27 protein-coding genes and 1 tRNA gene are annotated in these 26,533 nt (G+C 50.9%); 11 read left to right on the top strand and 17 right to left on the bottom strand.

Features of this window, described 5'->3' with window-relative positions; all coding sequences use genetic code 11:
* Positions 1 to 22 precede the first annotated feature (22 nt).
* Together msrB and KO087_RS03770 are read right to left on the bottom strand one after the other, a co-directional pair.
* Positions 23 to 457 (bottom strand): peptide-methionine (R)-S-oxide reductase MsrB, encoded by a 435-nt coding sequence (gene msrB, locus KO087_RS03775; RefSeq protein ID WP_215507862.1) that lies wholly within the window; start codon positions 455 to 457, stop codon positions 23 to 25.
* A 9-nt stretch (positions 458 to 466) separates the two neighbouring features.
* The gene (locus tag KO087_RS03770; RefSeq protein ID WP_215507861.1) at positions 467 to 973 is read right to left on the bottom strand and encodes a zinc ribbon domain-containing protein; all 507 of its coding nucleotides are present in this window, start codon (positions 971 to 973) and stop codon (positions 467 to 469) included.
* A 146-nt stretch (positions 974 to 1,119) separates the two neighbouring features.
* Between KO087_RS03770 and KO087_RS03765 the strand changes: the two genes are divergently transcribed.
* Both KO087_RS03765 and KO087_RS03760 read left to right on the top strand, forming a co-directional pair.
* Positions 1,120 to 1,356 carry a glutaredoxin family protein gene (locus tag KO087_RS03765; protein WP_215507860.1) on the top strand — a complete coding sequence of 79 codons (237 nt, stop codon included), beginning with the start codon at positions 1,120 to 1,122 and terminating at the stop codon, positions 1,354 to 1,356.
* Positions 1,357 to 1,417: 61 nt separating this feature from the next.
* The gene (locus KO087_RS03760; RefSeq protein WP_215507858.1) at positions 1,418 to 1,615 is read left to right on the top strand and encodes a DUF1858 domain-containing protein; all 198 of its coding nucleotides are present in this window, start codon (positions 1,418 to 1,420) and stop codon (positions 1,613 to 1,615) included.
* A gap of 65 nt (positions 1,616 to 1,680) precedes the next feature.
* Here KO087_RS03760 and KO087_RS03755 read toward each other — a convergent pair whose 3' ends face one another.
* The 15 genes from KO087_RS03755 to KO087_RS03685 all read right to left on the bottom strand — a co-directional run bounded on the left by KO087_RS03755 (position 1,681) and on the right by KO087_RS03685 (position 17,635).
* Positions 1,681 to 2,553, bottom strand: a complete 873-nt coding sequence (locus KO087_RS03755; protein WP_215507856.1) for a DUF1002 domain-containing protein — start codon at positions 2,551 to 2,553, stop codon at positions 1,681 to 1,683.
* Positions 2,554 to 2,697: 144 nt separating this feature from the next.
* Positions 2,698 to 2,928, bottom strand: coding sequence for a glutaredoxin family protein (locus KO087_RS03750; RefSeq protein WP_215507854.1), 231 nt, complete (start codon positions 2,926 to 2,928; stop codon positions 2,698 to 2,700).
* A 62-nt stretch (positions 2,929 to 2,990) separates the two neighbouring features.
* Positions 2,991 to 3,329, bottom strand: coding sequence for an ArsR/SmtB family transcription factor (locus tag KO087_RS03745; protein ID WP_215507852.1), 339 nt, complete (start codon positions 3,327 to 3,329; stop codon positions 2,991 to 2,993).
* A complete protein-coding gene (gene rsmA, locus KO087_RS03740) occupies positions 3,329 to 4,201 on the bottom strand; it encodes a 16S rRNA (adenine(1518)-N(6)/adenine(1519)-N(6))-dimethyltransferase RsmA (protein WP_251374907.1) in 873 nt (290 codons plus the stop codon). Before rsmA ends, KO087_RS03745 begins: the two co-directional genes overlap by 1 nt.
* On the bottom strand, positions 4,194 to 4,742 hold the full coding sequence (rnmV, locus tag KO087_RS03735; RefSeq protein WP_251374906.1) for a ribonuclease M5: 549 nt from the start codon (positions 4,740 to 4,742) through the stop codon (positions 4,194 to 4,196). Before rnmV ends, rsmA begins: the two co-directional genes overlap by 8 nt.
* Positions 4,730 to 5,503, bottom strand: coding sequence for a TatD family hydrolase (locus KO087_RS03730; RefSeq protein WP_215507850.1), 774 nt, complete (start codon positions 5,501 to 5,503; stop codon positions 4,730 to 4,732). The genes rnmV and KO087_RS03730 overlap by 13 nt, the downstream gene beginning before the upstream one ends.
* A gap of 8 nt (positions 5,504 to 5,511) precedes the next feature.
* Entirely contained in the window at positions 5,512 to 7,485 is a 1,974-nt protein-coding gene (metG, locus tag KO087_RS03725; RefSeq protein WP_215507849.1) for a methionine--tRNA ligase, read from the bottom strand.
* A 330-nt stretch (positions 7,486 to 7,815) separates the two neighbouring features.
* Positions 7,816 to 8,250 carry a hypothetical protein gene (locus KO087_RS03720; protein WP_215507848.1) on the bottom strand — a complete coding sequence of 145 codons (435 nt, stop codon included), beginning with the start codon at positions 8,248 to 8,250 and terminating at the stop codon, positions 7,816 to 7,818.
* A 160-nt stretch (positions 8,251 to 8,410) separates the two neighbouring features.
* A complete protein-coding gene (locus KO087_RS03715; protein WP_215507847.1) occupies positions 8,411 to 9,067 on the bottom strand; it encodes a DUF6198 family protein in 657 nt (218 codons plus the stop codon).
* A gap of 339 nt (positions 9,068 to 9,406) precedes the next feature.
* Complete coding sequence (locus KO087_RS03710; RefSeq protein ID WP_215507846.1) at positions 9,407 to 11,470, bottom strand: helix-hairpin-helix domain-containing protein; 2,064 nt, start codon at positions 11,468 to 11,470, stop codon at positions 9,407 to 9,409.
* A 57-nt stretch (positions 11,471 to 11,527) separates the two neighbouring features.
* On the bottom strand, positions 11,528 to 12,637 hold the full coding sequence (gene prfB, locus KO087_RS03705; protein ID WP_215507845.1) for a peptide chain release factor 2: 1,110 nt from the start codon (positions 12,635 to 12,637) through the stop codon (positions 11,528 to 11,530).
* Positions 12,638 to 12,654: 17 nt separating this feature from the next.
* The gene (secA, locus tag KO087_RS03700; RefSeq protein WP_215507842.1) at positions 12,655 to 15,393 is read right to left on the bottom strand and encodes a preprotein translocase subunit SecA; all 2,739 of its coding nucleotides are present in this window, start codon (positions 15,391 to 15,393) and stop codon (positions 12,655 to 12,657) included.
* Between the two features lie 79 nt (positions 15,394 to 15,472).
* A complete protein-coding gene (locus KO087_RS03695; RefSeq protein WP_215507841.1) occupies positions 15,473 to 15,715 on the bottom strand; it encodes a DUF951 domain-containing protein in 243 nt (80 codons plus the stop codon).
* Positions 15,712 to 16,548 carry a mechanosensitive ion channel family protein gene (locus tag KO087_RS03690; protein ID WP_215507840.1) on the bottom strand — a complete coding sequence of 279 codons (837 nt, stop codon included), beginning with the start codon at positions 16,546 to 16,548 and terminating at the stop codon, positions 15,712 to 15,714. Before KO087_RS03690 ends, KO087_RS03695 begins: the two co-directional genes overlap by 4 nt.
* 16 nt (positions 16,549 to 16,564) lie before the next feature.
* Positions 16,565 to 17,635 (bottom strand): hypothetical protein, encoded by a 1,071-nt coding sequence (locus KO087_RS03685; protein ID WP_215507839.1) that lies wholly within the window; start codon positions 17,633 to 17,635, stop codon positions 16,565 to 16,567.
* 57 nt (positions 17,636 to 17,692) lie between these two features.
* Between KO087_RS03685 and pgeF the strand changes: the two genes are divergently transcribed.
* The 9 genes from pgeF to KO087_RS03640 all read left to right on the top strand — a co-directional run bounded on the left by pgeF (position 17,693) and on the right by KO087_RS03640 (position 26,353).
* Positions 17,693 to 18,418 (top strand): peptidoglycan editing factor PgeF, encoded by a 726-nt coding sequence (gene pgeF / locus KO087_RS03680; RefSeq protein WP_215507838.1) that lies wholly within the window; start codon positions 17,693 to 17,695, stop codon positions 18,416 to 18,418.
* A 54-nt stretch (positions 18,419 to 18,472) separates the two neighbouring features.
* Positions 18,473 to 18,548 (top strand) — tRNA-Ala (locus tag KO087_RS03675).
* Positions 18,549 to 18,667: 119 nt separating this feature from the next.
* A complete protein-coding gene (murI, locus tag KO087_RS03670; protein WP_215507837.1) occupies positions 18,668 to 19,462 on the top strand; it encodes a glutamate racemase in 795 nt (264 codons plus the stop codon).
* Positions 19,455 to 20,540 (top strand): bifunctional glycosyltransferase family 2/GtrA family protein, encoded by a 1,086-nt coding sequence (locus KO087_RS03665; protein ID WP_215507835.1) that lies wholly within the window; start codon positions 19,455 to 19,457, stop codon positions 20,538 to 20,540. The genes murI and KO087_RS03665 overlap by 8 nt, the downstream gene beginning before the upstream one ends.
* Before the next feature lie 107 nt (positions 20,541 to 20,647).
* Entirely contained in the window at positions 20,648 to 21,511 is an 864-nt protein-coding gene (locus tag KO087_RS03660; protein WP_215507833.1) for a methylenetetrahydrofolate reductase, read from the top strand.
* Positions 21,504 to 22,130, top strand: a complete 627-nt coding sequence (locus tag KO087_RS03655) for a hypothetical protein (protein WP_215507831.1) — start codon at positions 21,504 to 21,506, stop codon at positions 22,128 to 22,130. The genes KO087_RS03660 and KO087_RS03655 overlap by 8 nt, the downstream gene beginning before the upstream one ends.
* Positions 22,127 to 24,499: a homocysteine S-methyltransferase family protein gene (locus tag KO087_RS03650; RefSeq protein WP_215507830.1), complete on the top strand. Its 2,373-nt coding sequence runs from the start codon at positions 22,127 to 22,129 to the stop codon at positions 24,497 to 24,499. The genes KO087_RS03655 and KO087_RS03650 overlap by 4 nt, the downstream gene beginning before the upstream one ends.
* 295 nt (positions 24,500 to 24,794) lie before the next feature.
* Entirely contained in the window at positions 24,795 to 25,310 is a 516-nt protein-coding gene (locus KO087_RS03645) for a sigma-70 family RNA polymerase sigma factor (protein ID WP_215507829.1), read from the top strand.
* Complete coding sequence (locus tag KO087_RS03640) at positions 25,307 to 26,353, top strand: DUF4179 domain-containing protein (protein ID WP_215507828.1); 1,047 nt, start codon at positions 25,307 to 25,309, stop codon at positions 26,351 to 26,353. Before KO087_RS03645 ends, KO087_RS03640 begins: the two co-directional genes overlap by 4 nt.
* Positions 26,354 to 26,533: the final 180 nt, after the last annotated feature.

The raw sequence follows: 26,533 nt of genomic DNA, 5'->3' as shown, positions 1-26,533 counted from the left end.
GGAGGTTTCTAGTCTTTTCAATTTAGAGACAATCCAGCCAAGAACCGTACCCTCTTTTCTCCATTTCTTCCTTGGGAATAAATTCGATGCTGGCGCCGTTAATGCAGTAGCGCAAACCCCCCGCTTCCGCCGGCCCGTCGTTAAAGACGTGGCCCAAGTGGGTGGTTTCCGTCTCCACTTCCGTGCGAATCATGCCGTAGCGCCCGTCGGTGGTCTCTTTAATCGGTGCGTCGGGGGCCGTCTTGGAAAAAGCGGGCCAGCCGCAACCGGAGTCGAATTTATCTTTCGAGAGAAACAAGACCTCTTTCGTAATGACATCCACATAGATGCCTTCGTCGAATAAGTGATCGTAGGGATGGGAAAAAGGAAGCTCCGTGCCTTTTTCTCGGGTCACGTGATAGGCCACATCGCCTAAGGATTCCCTGAGTTGCGCTTCGTCCAATTCTTTTTTATCCATCAATACCTCCTATGCCAAAGGCGTGCCGCAGCGCGGGCAATACGTGGCCCCGGCCTCCGCCTGGAAATGGCAGTTCTTACATTCTACAAAATCCGGATCATCGGCAATTAATTCGATGGTCTCGATTTTTCTGCCGCAGTGGGGACAGAAATTCGTATCTTTGTTAATTTCCGTGTGGCAATCCGGGCATTCGTAGCGGAACACCTCTCCCGCGAGCTCCTTTGACGCCATGCGATTTTCCAGACTCGCCTTTTCTTTTTGCAATTCGTCGATGGCAAAAAGCAGCTCGGAGCTCGTCGTGTCCGCCAAATGGGACTGCTCCCGCATTTCCATATAATAAACTTCCCCTAAGTGGGTGTATTCCTCCAGAATTTTCGCCTCCAGCTCGCGAATTTGCATGCGCAACTTCGCCACATTGGAGGCCTCCTTCGCACTGTAAAGGCCCTTTATGCTTAAATCTTTTACCTGATTGGAAAGGTCTTCAAAACCTTTGCCGATGCTGTTAAAAATATCCATACCTTCACCTCAAATAAAGCATACCACATGGCCGCGGTCATTTTTACGACTTAGAGAAGGATTAGACTTTTTTTCAATTCATCCCTTCATGTGTGAATAGCCATCACTTGGGTATAAAACAAATAACAAGAAGAAGGAGGAATACCATGGATTATAAATTATACGCGGCTACCTATTGCCCCTTTTGCAAAAAAGTCATCGACTTTATGGAAAAAGAGGGCGTAGAAAAGGTGGACGTCGTCTTCGTAGACAAAGATGACGAAGCGAAAAAGGCATTATTGGAAGGCAGCGGCGGCAAACAAGTTCCCTGCCTCCACTACGGCGATACATGGATGCTGGAATCCGACGACATCATCGCCTACATGAAGGAAAATTTGATCTAACTTGCCATTCTTTTTCCCATAGGATAAAATGAATGAGAAAATAAAGCTTAAGGAGGCTAGGATGATTACAAAAGATACTTTAATCGGCGATTTGGTTCGCCAATACCCGGAAGCCATTCGTGTCCTCATGCAATTTGGCATGGGCTGTGTAGGTTGCCCCTCCAGTCAAATGGAATCCTTAGAAGAAGCTGCTTATGTTCACGGTTTTGATGCCGACGAACTGATGAAGGCTTTAAACAGAATCGTTGAAGCAAAATAACAAAACAAAAAAGCCTCCCCCATGGGGAGGCCTTTTTCATTGAGAAACCCGGCTGGCCGGGTTTTTTATTTGTTGAAAATGCTATCGAACAGATCGGCGAAAAAAGCTTTGATCTTTTGAATCAAACTTTGGCCCTCTTCGCTGTTAATGTATTCCTTTGCCTGATCGGCGGCGCCTTTTGCTTTATCAGCCAAGCCGTGCCAGTCGATGTCCGTCTTTCGTAAATTGTCGAAAAAGTTCGTCAACTTATCCGTTTGCTCGGCGGTGAGATTAAGATTGTACTCGTTGGAAATATTGATGATGATGTTTTGCACTTCTTCCCGGCTCTTCGGCGCTTCCGTGGCGATTTTTTCCTTAATGTCTTTCACCAGACCCGTGGCCTTGTCCGCACCCACCTGTTGTGCTAAATCCGAGGTGACGACCATTTCTTCGTTGGCCGCTTTTTTTACTTTGTCGCTGATTTTTTTGCCGGTCGAAGTTTCGTAGGCCTTCATGATCCCGGTGAGCGCCGCCGTGCCGCTGACATTCATCGGCGCATCCACGGTGATCTTCGCATCTTTAATCCCTGCGGTCTCCAGGGCTTGGCGATACATATCGTGGGTAATGTAGCGAATCCGCTTCGACGTTTCTACTTGGATGCCGCTGCCTTCGGCGGTGTATTCCACTCTGGCGCTGGAAATGGCCTTGCGACCGATCTTCGATTCGGGCACGAAATCGCCCAGGTATTTGTGCTCTTCCTTGTTGGTGACCTCGATGATTTGATCCTTGTCCGATCCGTTAAAGCGCTTCATCAAGGCATCTCGTTGTTCGGGCGTAAGGTCCTGACCGAAACACAGAATCACGTCGCCTTCCACGGCATCGGCGAATACCGGCGCCTGAATCGTAACGAGCATGAGAAGGGCCAGAGCCGCTGCCATGTATTTTTTTAGAAACTTCATAATCTCCTCCACTTCTTTTTTCGTATGCCATTATAACACAGGGGCCGCGAACCGCCGCCGAAAAAGAAATGTCTTCGCTATTTTTTAGAAAACTTTTGCTTTTCGGCACGAAAAAAAGAGGCCGAAGCCCCTTTTTCAGTTTCGTTATTTTGCCAAGGCGGCGTCGATGCGTGCGCGGTCGAAGCCGACGATTTCTTCTTCGCCGATGACCAAAACAGGTACGCCGGTGTAGCCCATGGAGATCAATTCATCTCTTGCAGCTGCGTCGGTTTGCACGTTTTTTTCATCAAATTCGATGCCTTTTTCCTTCAGATAATCCTTTGCCATGGTGCAATAAGGACAGGTGTTGCTTGTATAAACTTTTACTTCTGACATTGTCATTCCTCCAAAATAATTCATGATTTCGCTTACTCAATTTATACCCGCGAGGTATGGGCTTAATCACCTTCGCCGATTTTATGCATAGCGTGGGTGTAGCCCATGGTAAAGAGGGTCGCCACATGGTCGTCATCCAGGGAGTAGTAGACTTTGCGCCCTTCTTTTCTCGAGCGAATAAGCCCTTCTTCTTTCAGAAGAATGAGCTGATGGGAAATGGAGGATTGGCTCATGCCTAAAAGTTCCACCAGTTTCGATACATTGCAGGTGCCCAACATGAGGGCGTACAAAATCTTTAATCGCGTGGGGTCGGCCATGACTTTAAAAATGCCGCTCAAGCTTTCGATTAAAGGTTCGTTTTCCACAAAGGCGTGAAATGTCTCGTCGCTGTATTCCGCCATTAGTCGCCCTCCTTTTCTACTTTCGGAAAGTTTTTCGCCAAAATCCGATACTCTTCCACGGTAATGGCCTCGGCCCGACGACCGGGGTCAATGCCCGTGTCGACCAAGGCTTGAAGGATCTGATCTTTTTCGATTTCGAAGCCGTAGGTGGACAGGGCGTTTAACACGGTTTTTCTTCGCTTGGAAAATGCCGCCCGCACCACGGCCTCGGCCCGCTTCAGATTTTCCCGGTGATCGGTTTTAAAATTCGTAAGGGCCAAGACGGCGCTGTCTACATTGGGCTGGGGCATAAAGCAGGTGCGGGGCACGGTGAGGGCCACGGCCACATCGGAGCGCATTTGTAAATAAACGGAGATGGAGCCGTAGGCCTTCGTTCCGGCCTTGGCTGCCATGCGATTTGCCATTTCTTTTTGCACCATGACGTGAACCGATTCCAAGGGCAGGTCCGAATTAAAAAGATGCAACAAAATCGGCGTGGTCACGTAATAGGGCAGATTGGCTACCACTTTAATCTTGTGATCGCCGAAGCGGGCCGCCAGTTCTTTTTTTAGGTCCGTCTTTAATACATCTTTGTAGAAAATCTCCACGTCTTCGTATGCGCCCAGGGTTTCATCAAGAATGGGCTTTAAGTGCTCGTCGATTTCCACGCAAAATACTTTCGCGCCACGTAGGGCCAATTCTTCCGTTAAGGTGCCGATGCCGGCGCCGATTTCTAAGACGACGTCCCCTTCGCCGACGTCGGCATTGTCGGCAATGGCGCGGACGATGTTTCCGTCCATGAGAAAGTTTTGGCCCAGGGATTTTTGAAAGCGAAAGCCCCATTTCTCTTGAATCTCTCGGATCCTGGCCGGGCTGTATAGTCGTTTATCCACCGAACACCTCCTCATAGATGCGCTCAAATTCTTCGACGGAAATGCCGAAGCTGTTGAGTCTCTGCAAAAATTGCTTGCCGTTGCCGTGACCGATGCCTAATGCCTCGGCCATTTTTTCGCGGCGCCCTGCCGCATCCGATGCCCCCGTCATGCCGTAGCGAATCATATCCGCCTTGGTAAATGTTTCTTCGTAGACTTTTTTCATGGGCTTGGCACGATAAATCGCTTCCCGAATATCCTCGGCCCGTGCGTTTTCGATGCCGATATCGTCTTTATAAAGGGCCTTGTCCTGCGGCAAATAGGCCTGCTTCGGCGAGGCCAATGCCTCTGTAAGCCGCCGGCGAATTTGCTTGCCCATGTAATCAGGATCCGTGAGAATAATGACGCCGCGGCGACGCTCCACTTTTTTCAGCTCGCGCAAAAATTTTTCGCCGAAGGCGTAGCCTCCCGTGGCCATGACATCGCATTTCAGGGCGCTCTTCACCCGGGCGATGTCATCTTTTCCCTCGACCACGATCACTTCTTGTATTATTTCTTCCATTTGTAAAACCGTTTCGTATTTTCATCTGTGTGCGCCACAAGATCCGCCACGTCCATGTCCCTGAGGGCGGCGATATTTTTCGCCACATAAGCCACATACTTGGGCTCGTTGCGCTTGCCTCGATTGGGCTCCGGAGTCATGTAGGGGCAGTCCGTTTCCAAGAGCAGGCGATCCAAGGGCACGGCCGCCGCCACTTTCTTCGGCACTTTGGCGTTTTTAAAGGTGGTCACGCCGCCCAGGGAAATGTAGCAGCCCAGGGCCATAAAACGCGCCATCATTTCCACAGAATAGCTGTAGCAGTGAATGAGCACGTGGTGACCGGGATGGGCCTCGAGAAAATCCTTCACGATGTCGTAGGTCTCCTCCGCCGCATCCCTGGAGTGGATCACCAGAGGCAGATCCACTTCCACCGCCAAATCACACATGGCGCGAAAGACAGTCCGCTGCACGTCTCGTGGCGAATTTTCATAGTAGTAGTCCAAGCCGCATTCGCCGATGGCCAGCACTTTTTCGTCCTTTGCCAGCTCCACCAATTCCGCCCGCACGGCATCGTCGTAGTACTTCGCCTCTTGGGGATGAACCCCCACCACGGCGTAAAGGCGGTCGTGTTTTTTCGCCAAGTCCGCCACGGCGCGGGAGGTTTCAATATCGCTTCCCACATTCACCACGGCATCCAGGCCGTCTTCTTCCATGCAGGCGATAATTGCTTCTCGATCGTCGTCAAATGCCTCATTTTCCAAATGGGAATGGGCGTCTATCATAGATCCTCCTAACTGATTCTTGCACCGGATTTTAATTGTTCCATGGTGGTGGCCAGGGACAATTTTCCGTCTTTGTCTTCCGCCGCAAGGAGCATGCCTTGAGACAGAACGCCACGCAATTTCGTGGGCTTTAAGTTGGCCAAGAGCAGGATTTGTTTGCCCGTGAGCTCTTCTTTCGTGTAATATTCCTTAATGCTTGAGCAGATGACCCGCTTTTCGTCGCCGACGCTGAGATTTAAAACGTAGAGGCGATCGGCATTGGGGTGATCTTCCACGGAATCCACGGTGGCGACGCGAATGTCCAGTTTATCGAAGTCGTCGATGGTGATTTCCGGCTTCAGATCCAAGGCTTCCCCTTCCTCTTCCACCGCTTCGCCCTTGGCGAGTTTTTCCGCTTTCCGCTTTTCAATGAGGGCGTGGTTGGCATCCCAGAGGCGCTTCGTTTCTTCTTCGATATCGAGGCGCGGGAAGATGATCTTCTTTTCGCCCACGTGTTTGCCCGGTTCCAAAAGGCCCCAGCGCGTGGCGTCTTTCGCTTCGAAATCCTTCGTCGCCGTAATTTGTTCGGCGATGGAAATGGCCGTGTTGTTCATAAAGAAAGACAGAAGGATGGAGACGATGCGCAGAGATTCCGCCAAATTATAGAGAACCGTATCTAAGCGTTTCTTTTCGTCTTCGCCGCCTTTGGCCAAGACCCAGGGTTCGTTTTCGTCTACATATTTGTTGCTGCGGCGAACCAATTTCCAAATGGCTTCCAGTGCCGTGGAGAATTGATAGGTCTCCATTTCTTTTTCCAGCTCGCCCCAAATGCTGACGGCCAGATCCTTCAATTCCTTGTCAATGGCCGTTTCGCCGTGAGGCGCGGGGACGATGCCGTCGTTGTATTTTTCGATCATGGAGACGGTGCGGGAGACCAGGTTCCCTAAGTCGTTGGCCAAGTCGGAATTCAGCCGCTTCATAAAGCTTTGTACATTGAAGCTGCCGTCGTGGCCGAAGGAAAATTCCCGCAGAAGGAAATATTTCAGGGCATCGACGCCGTAAAGGTCGATAATGGGTTCGGGATAAATAATATTGCCCTTAGACTTACTCATTTTGTCGTCGTCGAAGAGAATCCAGCCGTGGCCGAAGATTTGTTTCGGCAGGGGCAGATCCAGTGCCATGAGCATGGCAGGCCAGATAATGGTATGGAAACGCATGATTTCCTTGCCTACCAAATGGACGTCCGCCGGCCAGAAGTTTTTAAATTGCTCGTCGTCGGTGCCGAAGCCCGCGCCGGTTAAGTAGCAGGACAGGGCGTCGATCCAAACGTAGATGACGTGTTTGTCGTCGAAGGGAACGGGCACGCCCCAGTCGAAGGTGGAGCGGGTGACGGACAAGTCATCCAATCCGTCTTTTAAGAAAGAGTTGATCATTTCGCTCTTTCTGTAAGCCGGTTGAATAAATTCCGGATGATCTTCGTAGTATTGAAGTAGCTTGTCCCGGTATTCAGAAAGGCGGAAGAAATAGCTTTCTTCGTGTTGCAAGTGGGTTTCGCGGCCGCAGTCCGGGCACAAATGGCCTTCCAGCAATTGGGATTCGGCCCAGAAGGATTCGCAGGGCGTGCAGTAGTAGCCTTCGTATTCACCTTTATAGATTTCGCCCTTGTCGTAGAGCTTTTGGAACAACGCCTGCACGTTTTTTTCGTGTTGGGGATCCGTGGAGCGCACAAAGGAATCGTAGTGGATGTCCATGGTCTTCCAGAGAGCCTTGGTATCGTCGACAATGGCGTCGATGTATTCCAAGGGTTCCTTGCCGGCTTCCTTGGCCTTTTCCTGAATCTTTTGGCCGTGTTCGTCGGTGCCGGTAGTGAACAGGACATTGTAGCCTTGCAGGGTCTTAAAACGCTTCACCGCATCGGCAGCCACGGTGCAGTAAGTGTGGCCGATGTGTAAATTGTCGCTTGGGTAATAAATGGGCGTTGTAACGTAAAAGTTCTTTGACATGTATGCCTCCTTGCATATAGATGATATGCTCGACCATAGAGGATGGCCGAAAAAAATTTCTTGTAACAATTATACTATCAAGGCAAGTTCTGCGCAATAAACCCGCGTCATGCTATACTTTTTAAAGAAGCTGCAAAAATAACAAAGAAAATAGAAAATCCATAAAAGCCGTGACTTGCCGGTTCAGACTTCAGGCGACATACGCTTTTAATTGAAAAAAGAAGAGGCTTTGCCGATCAATGGCATATGCCTCTTCTTTGTCATTTCATGATTATGACTTTCCTGAATGTAATCTTACCTCTTAACGCCGCACTCAACCTGTACGCATACCTATTGCAATGACTTCACACGAAAATCAACAAAGAACAGATCGACGATGAGCGTGGCAAGCCATAGGGCAATGAGCGGGAACTTCGAACCCGCGAATGTTGCCAGATCCACAAAAGGAAAATCCCACGAAACGCTCCGCCCGGCGTCGATGATTTCTAATGGCAAAAGAACCAAGATTTCATTAACGAGCAATGCGATAACAAGAGATACAATCTGCGACCTGATAAAATCCCGCCCCGTAATTTGCGATCTTTTTCTGAGTCCACGCAAGAGCAAAAGCCACAGAAAGATAGTGAGAAGCTGACTCATTCGACAGACCACAAGATCATCCCCAAACATAACGCTGAAAAGAAATCCGACAGCATTTGGAAACAATGCCCAAGGAATCATTCGAAATAGATAGGTATTACCTAGGTTCCTCTTTGCCATCATCATTTAAATCTCCCTTCGACACAACTCTGCATTGTCCCGTTGTTTATTCTTTTTCCGTTCCGCCCTTTTAGTCATAATCGTTTATCTTATAAATATCTTTTATACCTTCATATAAAAATAGAGACATGGATACAATCGTCTCTGCCTCTATTTTCATACTCAATTATGCGTTTTTCTCGATGCCGCCTTGGCTCACTTGCCAAGCCGGTGCCTTCATCTTTAATTCAAATTGACCAACTAAGTAAGAGGAGATAATCGTCGTGAGAAAAGAGAATATCAACCGCGTCGGTGCAATGTAGGTAAGAGACAGTGTAAGTACAACTGCATCGGTAAAGAAGTAGGCGCGAGAAATGGGCCACTTCAATTTTTTCGAGATCACCATGGCCAGGGCGTCGTCGCCGCCGGCGCAGCCCCCGGCCGAGACGGCAATGCCACAGCCGCAGCCGATAAAGATCCCGCCGGCTATAGCAGCGAGAAGAGGCAGGTGATACAAACTGGGAAGGACCGGGCCCATAAAGTTAAAAATCCAGTAAAAGACGGAAAAGCCCAATGTGGCAACGGCCGACTTCTTTAAGAAGCATCTGCCCAACATGGAAAAGCCCAGGCCGTAACAAATGCCGTCCAGTATCGGCGAGACATAGGCCAAATTCAGCCCCACGACTTTCTTTAAAAACAGGCCCAAGCCCAAAACGCCGCCCTCGGTGATTTGAGAGGGTTCGTGGACATTGACCACGCCGAAAGCCATAATGGCGCAACCCAGCAGAATTTTGAAAAAATCTTTCTTCGTAAGTTCAAGGTTTCTCAGCAAAGAACTGAGCATAATTGTCACTCCTAATTCAAGGATTAGGGAACCAAAAAAAGACTGCCGTCTTAGGTTCTCCTAAATCGCAATCTTCGGATGGTGTCGATGCTTTTTGTTTTGCTGATTTTTTCTTGTAAAAACTCTGAGCCAACGGATAGGCTTAACGGCTCGAAAAATCCCACATCAGGCACTTTTCAAACACTCATCGCATACCCTGCATCAGATAAAAACTACCGATTAAATCGGCAACCACCGTAATAAAACAGTACTATCTCGGATAGTATACCACATACACTATTTCTATTCAATCCTTTTCTCCCGCGATAGGGAAAAAGCGGGGACGCCGCCCCGCTTCAATTATTCTTTTACATCCAGAGAAATCCTGCCCCGTTCTTTATCCACTTTTTCGATGACCACCTTCATGCGGTCGCCGACTTTTAACAGATTGTAGATGGCGCGATTTCTCTTTCCTTTTAATTTTGTAATGTGCAATAGCCCTTCTTTTTTGACGCCGATGTCGATAAAGGCGCCGAAGTCCACGACGTTTTTCACCACGCCTTCCAGTTCCAGCCCGGGCACCAATTCTTCCATGGTGAGTGCCGAGCGGCGCAGGCCCACATCTTCCGTGTCGCCGCGGGGGTCGCGGCCCGGTTTTTCCAGCTCCCTGCGTATGTCTTCCACGGTAAAGGCGCCGGCATGGGCGAGGATTTCTCTTTCCTCGTCGGTGAGGCTTTCTTCCCTCAGGATCAATTCCGCCAAGTCGTAGGATTCCAGGTGCACGCCGGTGCGGTCCAGAATATTTTCTCCGTTTTGTATGCGCAAAAAGCCCGCCGATTGTTCAAAGGCCTTCTCGCCCAGGCCCTTCACCTTTTTGATCTCCCGGCGATTTTTAAAGGCCCCTTCGCTTTCCCGATAGGCCACGATGTTTTTCGCGAGATTCGGACCGATGCCCGCAACGAAGCTTAATAGGGAGGGCGATGCGGAATTAATGTCTACGCCCACTTCGTTGACGGCGCCTTCCACCACGCCCTGCAGGCGATCGTCCAGGGCTTTTTTGTCCAGATCGTGTTGGTATTGGCCCACGCCAATGTGCCGCGGCTCGATTTTCACCAGCTCCGCCAAGGGATCCTGAAGCCGCCTTGCGATGGAAATGGCGCCACGGACAGTAACGTCCAGATCGGGAAATTCTTCGATGCCCAGTTCCGATGCGGAATAGATACTGGCGCCGTCTTCACTTACCACGGCATAGGCCACGTCCCATTGCTTCTCTTCAATGAGACCCGAGACGAATTGCTCCGTTTCATAGCTGGCCGTGCCGCTGCCGATGGAAATAAATTTCACGCCGTGCTTTTCGACGAGACCCTCGATGATTTTTTTCGCCTCTTCCACCCTGGGCTTTGGCGGCGCGGGAAAGATTACGGCGTTGTCTAAAAACTTTCCGTTTTCATCGACTACGGCAACCTTGCAGCCCGTGCGGTAGCCCGGGTCGAGGCCCAAGACCACGTAATGGCCCAGTGGCGGCATGAGAAGGAGGGGTTTTAAATTTTGCGCAAAGACCTCGATGGCATCAGCCTCCGCCCGCTCCTTTAAATCCCGGCGAATTTCCCGCTCCAGAGAGGGAAAAAGAAGCCGCTTAAAAGCATCTTCCGCCATGGGAAGAAAGGCCGCCCGCTTGTCGTCGTTAGGGCCTGCCACCTGAAGAATCATGGAGATCAACGTCTCTTCGCTGCACTGAATCTTTACCTTTACGGCGCCTTCCCCTTCCCCGCGATTCATGGCGAGGATGTTGTGGTTCTTCACCTCTTTTAGGGGCGCGGTGAAATCATCGTACATACTGTAGGCGGGATCCGCTTCCTTCCCCGCTTCTGTCGTGAGCACGCCGCGGCGCCACAAATAGCTCTTAAGCAGGCGGCGTACCTTCGCATCGTTTGAGACGGCCTCAGCCACAATGTCGCTCACGCCTTTTAGAATCTCTTCTTTCTCCAAGCCTTCAAAGACCTCTACCTCATCTTCAAAATCCTTTAAAGACCCGTCGGACAAAAAGTTTTCCGCCAGAGGCCCCAAGCCTTTTTCCAGAGCATCGGTGGCTCGCGTTCGCCGCTTGGGCTTGTAGGGGCGATACAAATCCTCCAAGGTCTGCATATCCCAAATGCCTTCAATGGTCGCCTTTAATTCTTCCGTGAGCTTGCCCTGGCCTTCGATGGTATTCAGCACCGTTTCCCGGCGATCCGCCACCTTCTCCAGTTCATTTTTTCTGCCTTCGATTTTACGAAGCACCTCGTCTTCGATGCCGCCGGTAACATCCTTTCGGTAGCGGGCGATAAAGGGCACGGTATTTCCCTCGTCTAAAAGTTTTAACGTGGCGTCCATTTTCTCCGAGGCGATATGAAATTCCTCGGCTAAAATCCTTCCGATAATCATGGTTCCTCCATTTAAAAAGAGAGGGCGAGCCTCTCTTCTCATTCATTCTTTCTATTGTTAAGCTTCCGCTTTATCTTCCAGATAGGCATTAATAAAGGGATCCAAATCCCCGTCCATGACCCGATTCACATCGCCCACTTCAGCGCCGGTGCGATGGTCTTTCACCATGGTATAGGGTTGGAAAACATAGGAGCGGATCTGAGAGCCCCAGGCGATTTGGGCGTAATTCCCCGCCAGGTCCTCGATCTTTTCCTTTTGTTCCTCTTCTTTTAATGCCACGAGTTTAGCCTGAAGCATTTTCATGGCCTGCTCGCGGTTTTGAATTTGGCTGCGCTCGTTTTGGCATTGCACCACAATCCCCGTGGGAATGTGGGTAATGCGCACGGCGGAGTCGGTGGTGTTGACGTGTTGACCACCGGCACCAGATGAGCGATAGGTGTCGATTTTTAAATCGTCCTGATTGATCTCCACATCCATGTTGTCGTCCAGTTCCGGATAGACGTCCACGGAAGTAAAGGAGGTGTGGCGCTTTTTCGCCGCATCAAAGGGCGAGATGCGCACCAGGCGATGCACGCCTTTTTCCGACTTCAAGTAGCCGTAAGCGTGGGGTCCGGAAATCAGAAGCGTGGCCGATTTAATGCCCGCCTCGTCTTCTTCCAGTATATCCAACACTTCCACGGAATAGCCCTTGCCTTCGGCATAGCGCGTATACATCCTTAAGAGCATATTCGCCCAGTCCTGGGCCTCCGTCCCGCCGGCGCCGGCGTGAATGGCGAGAATGGCATTGTTCATGTCGTACTCGCCGTTTAGAAGGGTTTGGATTTTAAAATCGTGGGCCTTTTCTTCAATGGCATCGAGATTTTTCTTGAGCTGATCGTAGAAACTGAAGTCATCTTCCTCTTCCATAAGCTCCAACATCACGGCCGACTCTTCCATGGCTTCCACGAGTTCGTCGTACACATCGGTGCGGGATTTAATGGCATTTTGCTCGCGGATCACCTTTTGCGCCGCTTCGGAGTCGTCCCAAAAGCCGGGCGCCATGGTTTTTTCCGTAAGCGCCTGATTCGTCTGCTTCAGACCCTCGATGTCGATGCTCTTGGCCAGTCGCTCCACCAGCTCTTCAACCGCTTCCAGGCGTCCCCGATCCAGAAATATATTTTGCTCCATAGGGATCCTTTCCTGATTTAGGCGTTTTTGCCGCAGCAGTGTTTATACTTTTTGCCGCTGCCGCAGGGGCAGGGATCGTTACGACCGACCTTTTTCTCCGTGCGACGAATGGGTTCTTGTACGCCGCTGTCGGGATTGACGGTTTTCACTTCCTTGGCCACTTGCTTGCGTTCCATCTTTTCGGGATTTTGCACGTGGAACATAATGCGCACGGTTTCTTCGCGAATGCTTTCGTTCATGGCTTCAAACATATCGAAGCCTTCTTCGGCATAGGCGCGCACCGGATCGATTTGGCCGACGGCCCTTAAGCCGATCCCTTGACGCAATTGATCCATGGCATCGATGTGATCCATCCAGCGTTGGTCTACGACGCGCAGAAGAACGACGCGTTCCACTTCGCGGAAGGCTTCTTCGCCGAATTCTTCCACCTTTTGGGCGTAAGCTTCTTTGGCTTCTTCCTTCATGAAGCGTTTAAGTTCATCGGCGCTTGCCTTTTCGTGGCCGTCCATAAAGTTTTCGTCGAAATCGAAGGCGGCGCGGCCGAAGCGGTAAATACTTTCGTAGTCGATGTATTTTTCGTGTTTGTCGTTGACTTTTACATTGAAGTCGATGGTGTCGTCGATTAAATCTTCCGTCATGGAGGCGATGTCGCCGGAAAGATCGTCTCCTTTTAATACTTTTTCACGTTCCGTATAGATAACTTCCCGTTGCTTGTTCATGACGTCGTCATATTGCAAGACGTTTTTACGGATGCTGAAGTTGTTGCCTTCAACTTTCCGTTGGGCGGATTCGATGAGACGGGTGAGCATTTTTGCTTCGATGGGCTCATCTTCCGGCGCATCGATGCCGTCCATGACCTTTTTGAAGCGGTCGCCGGCAAAGAGGCGGATAACGTCGTCTTCGGCGGAAATGTAGAACTTCGTGCTACCCTTGTCCCCTTGACGACCTGAACGGCCCCGCAATTGATTGTCGATACGACGGGATTCGTGGCGTTCGGTACCGATAATGTGCAGGCCGCCGTCGGCGATGACCTTTTCTTTTTCGGCGTCGGTTTCCACTTTAATTTCGTCCCGAAGATCGCTGAAGCGCTTTCTGGCTGCCAGGATTTCTTCATCGTCTGTATCAAAGTAGCTATCAGCCGCATCGATCATTTCCGGTTCAAAGCCCTCTCTGGCCATTTTTTCCTTGGCCATGTACTCGGGATTGCCGCCGAGGACGATGTCGGTACCACGACCGGCCATGTTGGTGGCGATGGTCACGGCGCCGTAGCGACCGGCTTGGGCGACGATTTCAGATTCTTGTTTGTGGCGCTTGGCGTTTAATACCTTGTGGGGAATGCCGCGCTTTTTAAGATAGGAAGAAAGTTTTTCCGATTTTTCGATGGATACGGTACCCACAAGAATCGGCTGACCCGTGGCGTGGCGACGGGCGATTTCATCGGCCACGGCGCGGAATTTCGCATCTTCCGAGCGATAAATGGCGTCGTCTTGGTCCACACGGATCACTTCTTTGTTCGTGGGGATTTCCACGACGTCGATATTGTAGATTTCTCTAAATTCCGATTCTTCCGTCATGGCCGTACCGGTCATACCGGCGAGCTTTTTGTACATACGGAAGAAGTTTTGGAAGGTAACCGTGGCCAGGGTTTTCGATTCGGCCCGCACTTCGATGCCTTCCTTAGCTTCGATGGCTTGGTGCAAGCCTTCGGAGTAGCGACGGCCGTACATGAGACGACCGGTAAATTCGTCGACGATAATGATTTCGCCGTCGTCCACCACGTAGTCGATGTCTTTATGCATGGTGCCCTGAGCCTTTAAGGCTTGGTGGATGTGGTGGAGAAGCTCCGTGTTGTCGGGATCCGTTAAATTGTCGATGCCGAAATATTTTTCAGCCCTTCCTTGGCCGATTTCGGTCAAGGTGGCGGTCTTTTGCTTTTCGTCGATGACGTAGTCTACGGTTTCTTCGCGGAATTCGCGGTTAAAGCGGTCTTCCGCTTCTTCCGCCTGATCCTTGACTCTGCTGGTCAAGGTGTCTACGAAGTTTTTCGCTTGGGTGTAGAGCTCTGTGGATTCATCCCCTTGACCGGAAATGATTAAGGGGGTACGGGCTTCGTCGATTAAGATGGAGTCCACTTCGTCGACGATACAGTAGTACAGTTCCCGTTGTACTTGATTTTCCTGATAGACCACCATGTTGTCACGGAGGTAGTCGAAGCCGAATTCATTGTTGGTCCCGTAGGTAATGTCGGCGCCGTAGGCCACTTGCCGCTCTTCCGGCGTCATGTCGTGGAGAATACAGCCTACGGTCATGCCTAAGAAGGAATAGACTTTGCCCATCCATTGCTTATCCCGTTCGGCCAAGTAGTCGTTGACCGTAACCACGTGGGCGCCCTTGCCGGCCAAGGCATTTAAGTAGGCGGGCAGGGTTGCGACCAAGGTCTTCCCTTCACCGGTTTTCATTTCGGCGATACGGCCTTGGTGGAGAATAATCCCACCGAGAATTTGCACGGGGAAGTGTTTCATCCCCAGCACGCGGTCGGCGGCTTCGCGAACCACGGCAAAGGCTTCGGGAAGGATGTCATCAAGGGACTCGCCGCCGGCGACGCGGCCTTTAAATTCGGTGGTCTTTTCTCTTAATTCTTCGTCGGTTAATTCTTGCATGGCACTGTCCAAAGCGAGGACTTTTTCCATGGTCGGGCGGATTTTTTTAATCTCCCGATTGGAGTAGGTGCCGAATATTTTATCTAATAGAGACATTTATACACGTTCCTTTCACTAACTTTTTATTTTAACAAATCTCGTCCGATCCCGCAACGAAAGGGGAATATTTCATCATTTATACACTTTCGGCGTCGTCTTTCGGCCGATGGTGGACGATGGCCACCATTTTTTCGCCTTCTTTAATTTTCCTGACGCGCTTTTCAAAATCCATGCGGGCCATCCAAATGGTGCGCTCGCAGCCCATGCAGGCCAGTTTTATGTCCACACCGGTCCGTAAAATCTTCCACAGATTTTCGCCGCATGGGTGGCCTTTTTTTAAGGTGACCACGTCGCCTTCTTCGTAATACAGTCGGTTCATTTCACCTCTCCTTTAAAGGGGCCCTCGTAGCGGGCGATGGGTATGTTGATGTTTTCCGCGTTCATGGCCTTAGCGATGGCTTTTCTCAGATCGTATTCGATGTCAAATTGATTGCGCGCTTCGTCCCAGGCCACCACGGTAATTTCGTAGCCGTTGGCGATAAAACCCGTCACGCCCCACACTTCCGTGGTGGACTTCGGGTATTTTTCTTTTAACGAATTTGCAGCAGCTTCCACCACATGGATGACCCGGTCCGGATCTTCGCTGCGATCGATGGGCACCACCACCTTGGCCCGCTTTTTTCCTCGCCCCCGATTGGTGACGATGCGGATGGCGGAATTGGGGATGGTGTGGAGGGTGCCGTCGAAATCGCGAATCACCGTGGCGCGAAAGCCCAAAGACACCACATAGCCTTTTTTGTCGGCGCATTCCACGTATTCGCCGACGGCAAATTGATCGTCGAAGATAATGAAAAAGCCGTTGATAAAGTCTTTAATGATTTCCTGCGCCCCCATGGCAATGGCCAAGGAGCCGATCCCCGCCGTGGCAATTAAGGTGGATGTGTTGACCCGGCAAAGGTTTAAGAAGATCAACAGGGCCAGGCCGTAGATGCCGTATTTCGACGCATTCCCCGCCAAATGGGTTAAGGTAATGACTCGGCGCTTGTTTCGCACCGCTTTTTTCTCGCGATCGGCGATGTATTTGCTCAAGACTTTTCCGATAAGGCTCACGGCAATTCGCGAGACAAAAAAGAGAAAGATTCCGGCAAGGATCATGCCGGGAATACTTAATTTCCCCGGCGCCGTAAATAAAAAGGCTTTAATTTCAGCCATAACATCTCCCATCTGTTTATTCTCTATGTTTTAATTCCTGAATCTTATTCTTCCCGAAAGAAAAAAGGGGCTTCAGACGATAAAAGGCCACGTGTTTGTGTTCGTAGGCGGCCAGGTAGCCGTCTTTTAAGAGGAGCTTTTCCTGATTGTCGTCGAAGCGAATGTGCACAGGGGCCGAAGACATGGGCCGCGAGAGAATCTCCCGATTGCCGTAGGCGAAAAGCCCTTCATTCATTACCGCCAGTCGGTCCACATTGGCTTCCATCAGGTAGTGTTTCTTTTCCCTAAGCTTGCCGTCGTAGACGCTGAGCAAACCGCTGTGAAGAGAATAGAGACGGCCCTTGTACATGGTGACGTCGGATAAAATCGGCGTCTTTTGTGTAATCAACTCCTTATCTAAGCCGTACAAATGCTTTTCCGTCACCACCACAGGGTACTTCCCCATGACCATGCGCATGGCCACTTCCATGGGAAATTCCGTCGAGGCCATGGCGCCGCGATCGCCCTTTCCCTCTTCGCGATACACCGTGGTCTTGTAGCCGTTGGCCGCGTTGGAAAGCTCCGTCACCACAAAGGACTTAGATGAATCGAAGCGGTAGTCCAAAATGTAATTTTTCGTCTGAAAAACTTCCGTGAGCCCCCCGCCGTCGGTGGCGACGAAAAGTTTCTCCCCGTCGTCGTAGCGGCAATGGAAAATCCGCGTGCCTTCTTGCACCCGGGCATTAAACAAGGTGCCGTCAATGCGGTAGGATTGCTTTTCCTTTCCGTCTTCGCCGAATACCGCCACTTTGTCCACGTCTTCGTCGTAGAGCATGGCGTCGGATTCGCCGAAAAAGGCCTTTTGCCCTTCGCCTAAGCGGTCCACCGTCTTTTTCCTGCCCTGTCTGTCGTAAAAGGCCAGGCGGTCGCCGTCGAAGGTGGCCAGCACGCCGCCTTTTAAAATGCTCATATTTAAAATTTCCTGATCGGTCTTTACCTGAAACAAGGCGTCGGCTTTGCAGGGAAGCAGGCTCTTTCCTTTGATTCCCAAGCTCGCCGCGACTATAATAAAAAGAAAGAGGCCAATCCTCTTTTTAAATTTGCTCATAAAATCCTCCAGCACCATTATAACCAATGGAAAGAAAGATGGAAAGGCGGATAAACTGTGTTACTCAGAGATTCTAAAGGGATACGCTTTGCCGTATCGAAAAAGCCCTACGATTTTCGCGCCGCATTAGGCAAAGATCACTTCAAAAAAGACACCGCCTGTTTTCTTCACGACCTCGGCGTCGAAGCAAAGGACGTGTATTATATGAACCAAACCCACTCCGATCACGTGGCCCTCATCGACGGCGCCCGCCGCGGCGACGATTACTTCGGCTACCGCATTGTGGCCAATACCGACGCCATGATTACGAATCAAAAGCACGTGGCTCTCGTTACGCGCATTTCCGACTGCACGCCGGTGCTCCTTTACGACCCGGCGAAGGCCGCCATGGCCTCCATTCACGCGGGCTGGCGCTCCACGGTACAGAAATTGCCGGCGAAGGCCCTCTCTGCCATGATGGAGCATTACGGCACGGACCCGAAGGACGTCTTGGCCTTTATCGGGCCCTGCATCGGCCCCGAAAGCTTTCAGGTAGGCAAGGAAGTAAGCGCCCTTTGGCGAGCGGCATTTGCTTTTGCAAGTGATGTCATTTCTCCTGACGATGCAACCCACGACTTTATCGACATGAAGCAAACCAACGCCCGCATGCTTTGTGAAGTCGGCGTCTTGGCAGAAAACATCGACATCGATCCCGCCGATACCCTCACCGATTCCCGCTACCATTCGTTTCGCCGGGACGCGCCGAATTTCGGGAGCAATGCTTTATTTTCGATTCTTCTTTAAAAAGGGCTTGACATTTTTCTTACATCCCCGTATACTAATCAAGAACTCAATTGCGGGGGTGTAGCTCACTTGGGAGAGCGCTTGAATGGCATTCAAGAGGTAAGGAGTTCGATTCTCCTCATCTCCACCACAGTCGCCTATAGGGCGGCTTTTTTTATGCCCTTTTAACGAAACTTTGACATATGAAAGGGCCCTTTCGCGAACTGCGCTCGTTCATCTGTTATAATATTTTCAGAAAGGATGTGACTTATGGGGGATTCAATTGTTATTTTCGACTCCGGCCTCGGCGGCGTCACGGCGCTTTTAGAAGCGATTCGCGCCATGCCCTCGGAGCACTTTATTTATTACGGGGACACGGCCCACGTGCCCTACGGCCCGAAGGATGCCGAAGAAATTCGCGGCTATTTGGATCGCATGATGGAGGCCACACGCCCCTATTCGCCGAAAGCCGTGCTCCTCGCCTGCAATACGGCCACGGTCACATCCGCCGATTACCTGAGGGAGAAATACACCCTGCCCATTGTAGGCATGGAGCCTGCCGTTAAGCCCGCCATCGAACACGATGTGGATCGAAAGCGGATCCTGGTGCTTTCCACGGAGGGCACGGGAAAGAGCGCCCGCCTGCGCCGACTCGTGGAAAAATTCGACGATGACCGCCTGGTAGACATTCTGCCTCTGCCGAATTTGGTGGATTTCGCCGAGCGGCTGGAATTTAACACCGACGCCGTGCGCTACGACATGGAAACCATTCTCGCCTCCTATCCATTGGAAGAATACGGCGCTTTGGTCTTGGGCTGCACCCATTTTATTTGGTATCGGGATCTTTTCCGCGAACTGCTACCCGCCCACATGGAAATTTTAGATGGCAACGGCGCCACGGTGCGCCAGCTCATGCGAAAACTGGGCGGAAACATTAAAAAGGAAGGAGAGGGGAAATTGCAAATGGCTTTTACAGGCAAACTAACAGAGGACACGGCGGCATTTTTGCGCCGCACGGTGCCCATGAAAATCGAATTCATTTCCCCGGGCGGATACAATGACTGATCGCGTCTTTGAATCCAATCGGGATCTGGTTTTAATTCCCGCCTACGAGCCCGACGAAAGCCTTCTTTCTTTCGCGAAGGCCCTTCTCGCCAAAAAGCTTCAAGTGCTCGTTGTCGACGACGGAAGCGGCGAGGCCTTTAAGCCTCTCTTCGATCAACTACCCGACGAGGTCACGCTGCTGTCTTACGAAACCAATCGAGGCAAGGGCTACGCCATGAAGTATGCCATGGAAAAGATCGCCTCTTCCATGCCCGATGTGGAATTTATCGTTACCGCCGATGCCGACGGCCAGCACAGCCCCGAAGATACCCTGCGCATTCTCAAGGCGGTGCACGAAAATCCGAACGCCCTCGTATTGGGCGTGCGGGATTTTCCCGAGAACACGCCCCTGCGCTCCCGCGTCGGCAATCGCCTCACGGCAAAATTTTTCGGCTACCTTTCCGGCATCAAGGATTTGGACGACACCCAAACGGGCCTTCGAGCCTTCAGCACCGAGCATTTGGATCTGCTCCTTGCCACGAAGGGCGAGCGCTACGAATACGAAATGCGCCAGCTCATGGACTGGGCGAAAAGCCCCTATCCCCTGGTGCAGGTGCCCATCGAAACCATTTACAGGGACAAGGAAAACTCCACATCCCACTACGATGCCGTGAAAGATTCGGCGCGGATCTTTCGCAGCCTCTTGGATAACGGCGAAGCCGTGCTCTTTACATTAAGCGGCATCATTAGCTTCACCCTGGACTTTCTGCTTTTTAATTTATTTTATTACCTTGCCCGCCCTTTCAATATCCCCTATGCTCTGACCATTCCCAATGTGGCAGCACGGCTCATCAGCGCCAATTTAAATTTCTACTTAAACCGCAATTACGTCTTTGAATCCAACGATCCCTTAATCGAAGATTTCTTGCAGTACGCCGCCCTCGTCGCCCTCCTACTTACGGCCAACAGCCTGCTCTTAAGTTTCTACGGCCATGTCTTAGGCCTTCAAGCCACGGCAGCGAAACTCTGCGTGGAAATTACCGTATTCGTCATCAGTTATCTTGTCCAACATTTTTATATCTTCGCAAAGAAAAAATAAAGCACGTCGCCGGCCTTTCGCGTGAAATATGTCCCACCATTCACGAAACGCTATTGCGCGACGTGCTTTCTGTGTTATAATGTGAAAATTACTTTTGGAGGTAATTTATGCACATTAAAGAATTTTTTTCACCCAATCACACACGACTCTCATTTGAAATCTTTCCCCCGAATCAACGAATGTCTTTGAAGGCCGTTATGGCCTCAGCTGCGCGCATGGCGGCCTACGAGCCCGACTTTATGTCCGTCACCTTTAAGGCCGACGGCAGCGGCGGCGATCAAACCATTCAAATTTCAAATGCAGTCAGTGAAGTGATGGGAATTCCCTCCATCGCACACCTGACCTGCTCGGGCATTCCGAAAACGGAACTTCCCGCCATTTACGACGAGCTCACGGCAAACAAAGTAAAGAACATTCTCGTCTTAGGCGGCGACTCCGCCCGGGAGCTGGGCGAGGACGCTTACTTGCCCTATGCCAAAGACATGGTGGAATACTTCCGCGAGCGCGGCGATTTTACCATCGGCGCCGCCTGCTTCCCCGAGGGCAACAACCCCGCTCTTTCCATGGACGAAGAACTGCGTCAGTTAAAGGAAAAGGTGGACATGGGCGTGGACTTCTTAACCACGCAAATGTTCTTCGACAACGAGGTCTTTTACCGCTTTTTGGAAAAGGCCCGCGCCATAGGCATCGACGTGCCTATTTTAGCCGGCATTATGCCCATTACAAGCGCCGGGCAAGTGCGCCGCATCAAGGATTTAAGCGATGCCGCCCTGCCCGATCCCCTCTTGCGCATGGTTGATCGCTTTAAAGACAATCCCGACGCCATGTTCGATGCGGGGCTAACCTATTCCGAAAGTCAAATGGCGGATCTCGTGGCTGCAGGCGTCAGCGGTATTCACGTCTACACCATGAATAAGCCGGCCATTCCGGAGCGGATTGTCCGCGATTTAGGCCGCCTTTTCCATGCTTGATCTGGCGTCCATTCACGACGTGCCCGCCCTCGATCTCGAGGATTTACGGCGCAGAGAAATATACCGCTACCTGCGCCTGGAGGGAAATGCCCCCGACGATGCCACCTCCGCCGATGTGGAGCGGAATTTGTTGCGCCTCAAAGACACGGTGGATGTACGCGCCGTGGCTTCCCTTCGACCCATAACGAAACAAGACGGCGCCATCGTCTTCGGCGACTTTTCTACTGAAAGTGAAATGCTTCAAAAGAATATGAAGACCAGCGAATACGCCCTTCTCTTTGCCATGACCTTGGGCCCCGCCGTGGACCGGCTGATCAGCCGCCTGCTTATTACATCGAAGGCCGACGCTTTTATTACCGACGCCTGCTGCGCCGAGTACTTAGAAAGTTACGCCAATCACTACTGCGCCCAAGTGCGGGATGAAGCGGCGCAACAGGGCTTTTTTGGCCATCCCCGCTTCTCCCCCGGCTTCGCCGATTTCGGTTTGGAATTTCAGTGGCCCTTGATTCGCAGTTTGCAGGCGGATAAAAAAATGCATATCGCCCTGACAGAAGGCAATATGCTCGTCCCGACAAAAACCATTACCGCCCTTATGGGTTTGGATCGGAGGAATCTATGACATCGCTATTGGATTCATTAAAAAACGGCCGCCTCTACTACGACGGCGCCTGCGGCACCTACTTACAGGCACAGGGCTTGGAGGCCGGGGCCCTGCCGGAGATTTTAAACATCGACGCACCCGAAGTCATCGTTGATATGCACCGAGCCTATTTAAAAAGCGGCGCGGACATTATCCTCACCAATACATTCGGCGCCAACCGCTTTAAGTTTGCGGATTCTGACGTGTCGGTCGAAACGGTGGTGGCCGCCGCCGTAGCCAACGGAAAAGCCGCCGTGGAGGCGGAAGGTGCCGGCTACGTGTCTCTGGATATCGGACCCTTGGGAAAAATCCTGGCACCTTTAGGGGATGTGCCCTTTGAAGATGCCTACGATTGTTTTAAGGAAATCGTCACGGCCGGTGCCGCGGCCGGATCGGATTTAATTACCATCGAGACCATGTCCGATACCTACGAGATTAAAGCGGCCCTACTCGCCGCCAAAGAAAATTCGGATCTTCCCGTCTTCGTCACCGCCGCCTTTCAGGAAGACGGACGCCTCTTAACGGGCTGCGACATGGACGCCTTTGTGGAAATGACCACAGCCTTAGGTGCCGATGCCATCGGCATGAACTGCTCCTTCGGCCCGGTGCAAACCCTGCCCCTTATGGAAAAAATGACGTCCCTCGCCACCATCCCCGTCATCGTGAGTCCCAATGCCGGTCTGCCGAGCATAAAAGACGGAAAAACCACCTACGACATCGACGCCGAGGCCTTTTCCGATTACATGATTCAGTTTGCGGAGATGGGCGTGGGCGTACTCGGCGGCTGCTGCGGCACCCTTCCCGCCTACATCGAAAAAACTGTGGAGAAAACCCGTGCCATTGACGTCACCCCGCCGAAGGGGCGCCCCCGATCCGCCGTAAGCTCCTACACCCATGTCGTGGACTTCGACGAAAAGCCGGTGATGATCGGCGAGCGGCTCAATCCCACGGGAAAAAAATACCTGCAGCAGGCCCTGAAGGATCGCCACACCTCGGCGGTGCTGGCCATCGCCTTGGAAGAGGAAGATGACGGCGCCCACGTCTTGGACGTCAATGTGGGCGTGCCCGGCCTTGACGAAGTGGCGGTGCTGCCGGAAATTATCCGCGCCCTGCAAGGGGTGTGTGATCTGCCACTGGCCATCGACACCAGCAACCCCGATGCCATGGAAGCTGCCGCCCGCATCTACAACGGCCGACCCTTACTTAATTCCGTGAGCGGCAAAAAATCCACCATGGACGCCGTCTTTCCCGTGGCGAAAAAATACGGCGGACTTTGCGTGGCCCTTCTCTTAGACGACGAGGGCATACCGAAAACCGTGGAAAAGCGCATGGCCATCGTGGATGCCATCCTCGAAGAAGGCGCCCGCTACGGCCTGGGGCCCGAAGCGTTTCTTTTCGACCCCTTGGCCATGACCATCTCCAGCCAAAAAGACGGCGCCGTCGTGGTCCTCGAAACCTTGCGCCGTTTGAAGGCCCGTGGCCTTCACTCCACCTTGGGCGTGTCCAACATTTCCTTCGGCCTGCCCAATCGGGAGCTCATTAACAGCAATTTCTACGCCATGTGCCTTGCCGCCGGGCTCAGTGCAGGGATCGTGAATCCCTCCTCGGCCCTCATGCAAAAGGCCTACAAATCCTCCATGGCCCTTTTAGGCTGCGATCCGGATTTCAGCGATTTCATCGCCGCCTTTACGGAAGAAGAAAAAACCGCGGCCCACGCCGGCGACCGGGATCTTTCCTACGCCATCGAAAAGGGCCTGAGCAAAGATGCCAAGGACATGACTGTAGCCCTTCTTTCCGATCACAGCCCCATCGACATTATTAACGGCTACTTGGTTCCCTCTCTGGACAAAGTGGGCCGAGGCTTTGAGGAAAAGACCCTCTTCCTGCCCCAGCTCCTTCGCGCCGCCGATGCCGCCGCCGCGGCCTTTACGGTGATCCGCGCCAAAATGGACGAAGAAGGCAATGTGGCCGAAAACAAAGGTCGCATTCTCGTGGCCACGGTGAAAGGCGACATTCACGACATCGGAAAAAACATCGTGAAGGCCCTTTTGGAAAACTACGGCTTCGATATCTTGGACTTGGGAAAAGATGTCTCGCCGGAAAAAATCGTGGCGTCGGTAAAAGAAGAGCACATTCCCCTCGTGGGCCTCTCCGCCCTCATGACCACCACGGTGCCCTTTATGGAAGAGACCATCGACCTTCTGAAAAAACAAGCCCCCGACACAAAGGTTATGGTCGGCGGCGCCGTCTTAACGGAAGACTATGCCCAAGAGATCGGTGCCCACGTTTATTGCAAAGACGCCATGGCTTCCGTGCGCTTTGCGGAAACATTTTTTGAAGACAAGTAAATTTCGACATAGAAAAAGCGAGCCTGTGCTCGCTTCGAAGCGATGGATAAGGAAAGGAGAATCACATGATTCACCTTTCCTTTTTTATAGACTCAAATCTACTTAAACGCTAAATCGTCAACTATTAAAAACTGTCGGCTGATTCCGCGCCATAAAAAAGAGATAAATTCGACTAAAGATGGTATTTGTCTGCAACCGGGAATAAGTGAAGCTCGTCTTATTTTAATAAGAAGCCCCTTAAAAAATTGTCAGAACCATGAACCCCGGCACGAATATACTAGTGAAAGGAGGAAATATGGAGACTAAAGAGTTGATAAAAAGGCTGAAGAACAGAGATGAAGACGCGTTGTACGTCGTCATCGAATTATATGGGAAAGTGTTAAAAGGCGTGATCTCAAAAACACTTTGGAAATACCCGAGCCTTTGGGATGAAGCGATGAATGATTCTCTTCTAAGTATCTGGCAAAATATCGACTATTTTGATCCGAAGCGGTCTTCTTTTAAAAATTGGTGTGCTGCGGTTTCAAAATACAAAGCCATCGATTTGCTCCGAAGAGAAAGCAAATTTGAGGCTATTCTTCTCGACGAAAATTCCGCGTCAAAAGATTCCGACGTCCATTCCAATTTAGAAATAGAAGAAGCTCTATCCACCTTGGGCGATGAGGATAAAAAACTCTTTGAAAATATTTTTATTCGCGGGCTTTCCTATGGCGAGGCGGCATCGGAGCAACATATTTCCACGGAAAATGCCTATCAAAAGGTTAGCAGGGCGAGGAAGCTTTTAAGAAGATGGAGAGGTGAAAATGTATGAAGGATAATCTTTACGATCGATTGAACGATATAAAAATAGAATACGAAGAGGTTCCTCTCAAAGATTTTGAAAGAGAAAATCTCAAAAAGGTGGTGAAGAAATTGAAACGCAACAACAAGAGACGACTTTTCGTCAGAAAAACAGGAGCGATCGCGGCCATATTGCTTTTGGCCTTTGGCGTTACGAACTATGCATCCGGCGGCTATGTTTTAGCAAAGACGAGAGAGATCACGGACAACATCACACTTAGTTTGTCGAGCGCAATGGGCCTATCACCCGATGTAGACAAGTACAGCGTCAAATTACATGAACCCTTCGAAATAGACGGCAAAAAATATGTTTTGGATACCATTACGACAGAGGACAATAATCTCTACGCCGTGCTTTTGAGCTTCAATGGTCCAGGTGAAAAGCTGTCGGAGGGTGCCAACTTAACGGAGCTTAAAGTAAACGGTAAAAGAGTCAACGTCCTCGGCTCAAGCGGCCAGGAAGGAAATTTGCCGGGCAAGCCCAATGTAACCGCCACATCTTTAATATATTCCTTGGAAAGTCCCCTACCGAAGGAAGGCACGGCACAGCTGGAGTTTATCTTTGACACGCTTTTGGGCAACAGCAAAAAAATTTCTATTACTACTCATGTGGATATGGCGAAGATGAAAATGGAGAAAAGGATCATCGCAAAAGATTTTGCCGTACCGAATACAAACGGAATTATGATTAAAGAATTCACTATGAGCCCGGCTTCACAAAAAATGATACTCACCTATCCGTCATCGGCGAAGGACACTATTTTTTCGGTGAAGGCGAGAGATTCCAAAGGTCGCTTAGTTTATTTCGAAACGATCGAAGCAGACAAGAACACGTCGACCCTCTACTTCTCGCCGGTTACCAGCGAAGTCACTGCCGATGAATTGTTAAACGACATCTCAACATTGAAATGTCAATTATATAAAGCGGAACTTCCAAACCATGGCGGAAAAGAATCCAATGAGGAGGAAGCCATAGGCGACGAATTTACCTTTAATTTGTCTGCAAGCAAATGAATCGCACTTTTTCCGTAAAATTGCGTCCTTGAAAATATAGAATAAATCACATTAACGATCATGAGCCTTTTAATCGCAAAAAATGCCGAAGCCCCTTTGGACTTCGGCATTTTTCATACAGGAACGCACATAAGAAGATAAACCCCTAATGGTGTTGATCGCTTGTCTTGTGTCCAAAGC

The sequence above is a fragment of the Peptoniphilus rachelemmaiella genome, from assembly GCF_943169845.1.
Classification (GTDB): domain Bacteria; phylum Bacillota; class Clostridia; order Tissierellales; family Peptoniphilaceae; genus Aedoeadaptatus; species Aedoeadaptatus rachelemmaiella.
The sequence above is the reverse complement of the archived record's forward strand: the minus strand, read 5'-3'. Positions and strand labels throughout refer to the sequence as shown.